The 5,723-nt window shown below is 73.3% G+C and carries 5 protein-coding genes; 3 read left to right on the forward strand and 2 right to left on the reverse strand.

What is annotated here, in order from left to right:
• Window positions 1-158: 158 nt before the first annotated feature.
• Complete coding sequence (locus G3I42_RS32655; RefSeq protein WP_164291294.1) at window positions 159-845, forward strand: ABC transporter ATP-binding protein; 687 nt, start codon at window positions 159-161, stop codon at window positions 843-845.
• Between the two features lie 53 nt (window positions 846-898).
• Here the strand turns inward: G3I42_RS32655 and G3I42_RS32660 are convergent, their stop codons facing one another.
• Window positions 899-1,801, reverse strand: a complete 903-nt coding sequence (locus G3I42_RS32660; RefSeq protein WP_164291295.1) for a helix-turn-helix transcriptional regulator — start codon at window positions 1,799-1,801, stop codon at window positions 899-901.
• A gap of 195 nt (window positions 1,802-1,996) precedes the next feature.
• Between G3I42_RS32660 and G3I42_RS32665 the strand changes: the two genes are divergently transcribed.
• Entirely contained in the window at window positions 1,997-3,055 is a 1,059-nt protein-coding gene (locus tag G3I42_RS32665) for an NAD(P)-dependent alcohol dehydrogenase (RefSeq protein ID WP_164291296.1), read from the forward strand.
• A gap of 70 nt (window positions 3,056-3,125) precedes the next feature.
• Here the strand turns inward: G3I42_RS32665 and G3I42_RS32670 are convergent, their stop codons facing one another.
• A complete protein-coding gene (locus G3I42_RS32670; RefSeq protein ID WP_164291297.1) occupies window positions 3,126-4,232 on the reverse strand; it encodes a hypothetical protein in 1,107 nt (368 codons plus the stop codon).
• A 157-nt stretch (window positions 4,233-4,389) separates the two neighbouring features.
• On the opposite strand from G3I42_RS32670, the gene G3I42_RS32675 reads away from it, so the two are divergent.
• On the forward strand, window positions 4,390-5,538 hold the full coding sequence (locus tag G3I42_RS32675) for a cystathionine gamma-synthase (RefSeq protein ID WP_164291298.1): 1,149 nt from the start codon (window positions 4,390-4,392) through the stop codon (window positions 5,536-5,538).
• The last annotated feature ends 185 nt before the right edge of the window (window positions 5,539-5,723 follow it).

A 5,723-nucleotide genomic window follows, 5' to 3' on the forward strand; every position in this document is an offset into this window, starting at 1 on the left:
TGGCGGGCGACCCGGCTGCGCCCGGCGGACGCGCTGCGCCGCGTCGAGTAGCCCGTACGCGGGCGGGGGCGGCCTCCCGCAGGACGCCGCCCCCGCCCCGTACCCGCCCGCCCCCTCACTTCCCCAGGCCGCGTGCCGCGTGCCGGAAAGCAGCAACCATGTACCAGCTCCGCGAGGTCACCAAGCAGTACCAGAGAGGCAAGGACACCGTGCGCGCCCTCGCCGGGGTCGACCTCGATCTCGACGACGGGGAACGCCTCGTCGTGCAGGGCCCGACCGGCGGCGGCAAGTCCACGCTGCTCCAGCTCCTCGGCGGTCTCGACCGGCCGAGCGCGGGCAGCGTCTCGCTCGACGGCACGGACTTCGCCCGCCTCGGCGAGGCGAAGCTCACCCGGCTCCGCCGCGACCACATCGGCTTCGTCTTCCAGAGCTTCAACCTCATCCCGACGCTCACCGCGCAGGAGAACGTCGAGACCGCGCTCGTCCCGCTCGGCACGAAGACCGCCGAGCGCCGCGAGCGGGCCGCCCAGGCGCTCGCCTCGGTGGGGCTCGGCGAACGCGGCAAGCACCTGCCGTCCGAACTGTCCGGCGGCCAGCAGCAGCGCGTCGCGATCGCCCGCGCCCTCGTCAAGACCCCGAAGGTCCTCCTCGCCGACGAGCCCACCGGCAACCTCGACGAGACGACGCGCGACGAGATCATGGACCTGCTCGAAGGACTGTGGGCGGAACAGAAGTTCACGTTCGTGATGGTCACGCACGACAGCGCCCTCGCGCGGCGGGCTCCCCGGCTCATCACCCTGCGCAAGGGGAAGATCGCCGACGAGAAGACGGCGAAGCCGGTTTGAGGCGGGCCGAGGGCTGACAGGAGCGGGACCGCCGGACTGCCGGCGCCCCGCCCCTACCCCCGTACGACCGCCGTCGCGTCCTGCCCCCAACTGCCCAGCAGCCGCAGGGCTTCCGCCGAGGGCGAGCCGGGCTCCGCGTGGTAGAGGAAGAGGCTCTGGCCCGGGTCGTCGGGCAGCCGCAGCGTCTCGTACGAGAGGGTCAGTTCGCCGACCAGCGGGTGGCGGAACGTCTTCGTGCCATGGCTCAGGTCACGCACCTCGTGCGCCGCCCACAGCTGCCGGAACTCCTCACTGTGCATCGACAACTCACCGATCAGGCCGGGTAGTTCCGGGTCGTCGGCGCAGTACCCCGCGTAGGCGCGCAGCGCGCGGGCCGTCTCCGCCGCCTTCGCCTCCCAGTCCGTGTACCGCTCGCGCACCGAGGGGTCGAGGAAGACGAGGCGCGCGAAGTTGCGGCGGTGCGGCGGGAGCGCGCCGAAGTCGTGGAGCAGCGCGGCGGCGAGCCGGTTCCAGCCGAGGATGTCGGTACGGCCGTCGAGGACGTACGCGGGCACGTCGAGCGAGTCGAGGAGGGTGCCGAGCGCGGGGCGCAACGTGGCCGGGCAGCCGCCCCGCTTCTTCTTGCGGCCGGGACGGGCGTGCGCGAGCCGCAGCAGGTGCTCGTGCTCGGCGTCGCTCAGCCGCAGCGCGCGGGCGACCGCGTCGAGCACCTCGGCCGAGACATTGCCCGCGTTGCCCTGTTCGAGCCGTGTGTAGTACGCCACGGAGACGCCCGCGAGCTGCGCCAGCTCCTCGCGCCGCAGCCCCGGCACCCTGCGCTGCCTGCCCAGCTCGGGCAGCCCCACGTCGTGCGGCTTGAGCGCGGCCCTGCGCAGCCGCAGGAACTCGCTCAGCTCCGCCTTGGGATCGAGGGCGCCCGGCACCGCGCGGCGGTCCCGGGTGGGAGGAGTGCTCATCCTTCCAGTATCCGCCGCGCGTCCCGGCACCTTCCCGTGAGCCTGTCCCCGCTGGTGGTACGCACGGCAGGCGTACGTCCAAGGGGGGTCTGGGCCGTCCGCCCGGGCACCCGCACACTGGACGACGGCCCGCACCCGCCGCGCGGGAACCCCCACACGGGCCGCGACGAACAACCACGGAGAGTGTTTCCCGGTATGACCAGCACGACCAGCCTGACCGCCGTCCCCGCCTACGCCGCACCCGCGCCCAAGGCGCCCCTGGAGCGCACCACCATCGGGCGCCGGGCGGTCGGCCCGCACGACGTGCTCATCGAGATCAAGTACGCGGGCATCTGCCACTCCGACATCCACCAGGCCCGCGAGGGCTGGGGCAAGGGCATCTTCCCGATGGTCCCCGGCCACGAGATCGCCGGCATCGTCACCGAGACCGGCTCCGCCGTGACGAAGTACACGGTCGGCGACCGCGTCGGCGTCGGCTGCTTCGTCGACTCCTGCCGCGAGTGCGAGTACTGCGAGCAGGGCCTTGAGCAGTACTGCGTCAACGGCACCGTCGCCACGTACAACGGCCGCGAGAAGAACGGCGAGCCGACCTACGGCGGCTACTCCACACACCTCGTCGTGGACGAGAAGTACGCGCTGCGCATCCCCGAGGGCATCGCGCTCGACGAGGCCGCGCCGCTGCTGTGCGCGGGCATCACCACGTACTCGCCGCTGCGGCACTGGAACGCGGGCCCCGGCAAGCGCGTCGCCGTCGTCGGGCTCGGCGGCCTCGGGCACATGGCCGTCAAGCTCGCCGCCGCGATGGGCGCCGAGGTCACCGTCCTGAGCCAGTCGCTGCGCAAGAAGGACGACGGGCTGCGGCTCGGCGCCACGCACTACCACGCGACGAGCGACGAGGCGACGTTCAGGGAGCTGCGGGGCAGCTTCGACCTGATCATCTGCACGGTCGGCGCCCCGCTGCCGCTCGACTCCTACCTGAGCCTGCTCCGCGTGGACGGCGCCTTCGTCAACGTCGGCGCCCCCGAGGAGCCGAACTCGCTCAACATGTTCTCGCTCATCGCGGGCCGCAAGACCCTCGCGGGCTCCTCGATCGGCGGCATACCCGAGACGCAGGAGATGCTCGACTTCTGCGCCGAGCACCACCTGGGCGCCGACATCGAGGTCATCCGCGCCGACCAGATCAACGAGGCGTACGAGCGCGTCCTCGCGAGCGACGTCCGCTACCGCTTCGTGATCGACACGGCGACGATCTGACGCGGCGCGCCGAGGGGCGGATACGAGGCAGGAAGCCCCGTACCCGCCCCTCGCGGCTACGTGCCCCGCCTCACCGCGTCAGCGTCGCCGGGTTGCCGCCGTTCGCCTCGTAGCCGGCCACCGCGAGGGCGCGGTAGAGCGCGTACTCGGCGGCCGGGTCCTCGCTCAGGGTCCAGGGGAGGGCGCCCACGTAGCCGTCGACGCGGACGACCTGCTCCATCGCCTCGCCCCACCGCCTGGCCTGGACGAGGAAGTGCAGCAAAAGGTGGTGGACGAGAGGGGCCGCCGCGTCGTCGTGCCGGGCCGAGCGGACCGCGTACAGCGCGCCGTGCAGCGCCCGCTTGACCACCGCCGTGTCGTGGAAGTCCTGGACGAGGACCACGTCGCCCATGTGGTCGTGGAGCGAGAAGAGCGGCAGCGCGGCGAGCAGCGAACCCCGCGGGGCGCGCGCGGCGGCGGCCTGCGCGAAGGAGTCGGCGAAGTCGGCCGAGCCGTGCCACTTCTCGCTCCAGTACGCCAGCGCCGTCAGGTGCGCGCCCATGTGCGCGGGCGCGACGTCGAGGATCTTCAGCCACAGCCGCTCGAAGTCCTCGTGGCTCTCGCCGAGCCCGCGCGCCACGGCGAGCCGTGTGATGTGCGGCACCGGATCGCCGGGCGCGAGCAGCGCCGCCTGCTCGCAGGCCGCGCGCGCCTCCTCCAGGATGATCCGGAACTCGTCCGTGCCCACCGTCGAGGTCCGCCACGCCTGCTGGACGAGGAACTCCGCGTGCACCGCCGCCGCCCCCGCGTCCTTCGGCGCCTCCGCGCGCCACGTCCGCAGCCAGCGCCCGCCCTCGCCCGGGTGCCGCGCCAGCTCCAGCGAGGCCGCCCCCGCGAACGCCTGGACGCGCTGCCAGCGCAGCTCGCCGTGCTTGTCGGTGCCCGCGAGCAGCCGCGCCGCCGCCTGCCAGTCCTGCCCGCCCTGCACGACCCGCAGCGTGCGCAGCAGCTCGTCGTCGGGCCCGGGCAGGCGTACGTCCAGCTCCTCCTGGCGCACGAAGCCGTACGCGGCCGGGTCGGCGGCGTCCGGGTCGCCGGGTTGCGCGAGGCGTATCCCGGTGGCACCGCGCCTGCGCAGCACGGAGGCCACGACGGCGCCGATCAAGAGGACCCCGAACAGGGACCAGAGAATCTCCATACCCCCAGCGAACCAGACCCCGCGACGAATTGGCCAACCCCACCTCAAGAACGCACCAAGGCGGCGTCAAGTGCCCGTACCCGCCGGTCCGCTCGAAAACGCTGCCGGTCCCCCGTGCGGCGCCCGTGCCGTCGCCGGGGCACTACGCTCGGTGCGCATGACCGACAGGTACAACAACTTCGAGACCGTGGCGATCCATGCGGGGAACACCGCCGATCCCCTCACCGGGGCCGTGGTCCCGCCGATCTACCAGGTGTCGACCTACAAGCAGGACGGCGTCGGCGGGCTGCGCGGCGGCTACGAGTACAGCCGCAGCGCCAACCCGACCCGCACCGCCCTGGAGGAGAACCTCGCGGCCCTGGAGGGCGGCCGGCGCGGCCTCGCCTTCGCCTCCGGGCTCGCCGCCGAGGACTGCCTTTTGCGCACCCTCCTCGCCCCCGGCGACCACGTCGTCATCCCCGACGACGCCTACGGCGGCACGTTCCGCCTCTTCGCGAAGGTCGTCGGCCGCTGGGGCGTCGACTTCTCGGTGGCCGACACCTCGGACCCGGCCGCGGTGCGCGCCGCGCTCACGGACCGTACGAAGGCCGTGTGGGTCGAGACGCCCTCGAACCCGCTCCTCGGCATCACCGACATCGCCGCCGTCGCGGCCGTCGCGCAGGAGGCCGGGGCGAAGCTCGTCGTCGACAACACCTTCGCGAGCCCCTACCTCCAGCAGCCGCTCGCGCTCGGCGCCGACGTCGTCGTGCACTCCATGACGAAGTACATGGGCGGCCACTCCGACGTCGTCGGCGGCGCCCTCGTCGTCTCGGACGAGACCCTCGCCGAGGAACTCGCCTACCACCAGAACGCGATGGGCGCGGTCGCCGGGCCCTTCGACGCCTGGCTCGTGCTGCGCGGCATCAAGACCCTCGCGGTGCGCATGGACCGGCACAGCGAGAACGCCGCCCGCGTCGCCGAGATGCTGACCCGCCACCCCAAGGTGACCCGCGTCCTCTACCCGGGCCTGCCCGAGCACCCGGGCCACGAGATCGCCGCGAAGCAGATGCGGTCCTTCGGCGGGATGGTGTCCTTCCAGGTCACGGGCGGCGAGGAGGCGGCGGTCGCGGTGTGCGACCGCGCGCAGCTCTTCACGCTCGGCGAGTCCCTGGGCGGCGTCGAATCGCTCCTGGAGCACCCCGGGCGCATGACCCACGCCTCGGCCGCCGGCTCCCCGCTGGAGGTCCCGGCCGACCTCGTGCGCCTCTCGGTGGGCATCGAGAACGCCGACGACCTCCTCGACGACCTGCGCCAGGCGCTCGGCTAGCCGCTCCGGTGGCCACTCCCTCACCAGCGCGGGTACGAGTCCTCACCAGCGCGGGTACGGGGGAGTGGTCACCTCCTCGGGCACGGTCCACGGCCGCGTCCGGGCCGCCCACACGGCGAGGACGAGCACCGCGCCGCACAGCAGCACCCACCCCGCCCGCCGCAGGCGCGCCCGCCGACGCCGCA

It is taken from the genome of Streptomyces sp. SID11385, assembly GCF_010548245.1.
Classification (GTDB): Bacteria; Actinomycetota; Actinomycetes; order Streptomycetales; family Streptomycetaceae; genus Streptomyces.